We start from the raw sequence: 1,018 nt of genomic DNA on the forward strand, positions 1-1,018 counted from the left end.
ACCTCGGTGTCCTGGAAACCGCGGTCACCAATCTCGGCAAGGACGCGGGCGCGATCCGTAAGACGGGTGCGGATGTGCACTCGCAGTTCCAGGGCCTGTCCGCGTATTACACCGCCCCCGAGGCCGAGCAGCTCTTCGCCTCCACCAAGCCGGTCGCGGACCGCGCCGACCAGTTCGGCGACGATCTGGAGAAGGTCTCGGCCGCGCTGACCGCGTATGCGGCCGAAGTGAAGCCCATCGCGGACCGTTTGAAGCAGCTGAAGCTGGACGCCCAGGCGTTCGTCGACTCGGTCAAGGATGACGAGGACTGGAAGTACGACGGCGACAAGATCGAGAAGCACAACGGCATCCAGTCCGATGTGACCGCGGCGGTGGCCGCGTTCTGGGCGGCCGAGCGGGCCTGCGCAAACAAGATCACCGCACTGTTCGGGGGCACCCAGTTCATCGCCGGGGACGGCTCCAACAAAGAGAACATGTACGGCTACACGGCCGATGACCTCAAGAACGCCAAAGTCCCCTGGGGCACCCCCGAGGACGAGTCGCACCACTGGTACGAGGTCGGGCACTGGGTCAAGTCGTTCGTCTGGGACGGCCTGATCGTCGACGGGATCTGGGGCACCATCAAGGGCCTGGGCACCCTGGTCGGTTTCCAGGGCCTGGACGCGATGGGCCAGGCCTGGAAGGGCCTCGCCCAGTTGGCGACCGGACTGCTCGTGATGTCCATTCCGGTCGTGGGCACCGCGTACATGATGGCGCCGGACGACAAACTCCCCTCCTGGCTGCGGGACTCCCGTACGGCGATGAAGGAGACCGGCAAGGCGCTGGTGGCGTGGGACGAGTGGGGCAAGAACCCCGCGCGTGCGGCCGGAGCGGTCACCTTCAACGTCGTCACCACCGTCTTCACCGGCGGCGCGGGCGCGGGCGTCTCCGGCGCGGGCAAGGCGGGCGCGGTCGCCAAGACCCTCTCCGCGCTGTCCAAGACCGGCAAGGCCATCGACCCGATGACCTACATCACCAA

1 pseudogene is annotated in these 1,018 nt (G+C 67.0%); it reads left to right on the top strand.

The features are described 5' to 3' along the window. Window positions 1-1,018 (top strand): annotated as a pseudogene (locus H9Y04_RS45730) (hypothetical protein); the annotation flags it as partial.

Origin of the sequence: Streptomyces polyasparticus, assembly GCF_014493765.1 — a bacterium.
In the GTDB taxonomy this organism is placed as follows: domain Bacteria; phylum Actinomycetota; class Actinomycetes; order Streptomycetales; family Streptomycetaceae; genus Streptomyces; species Streptomyces polyasparticus.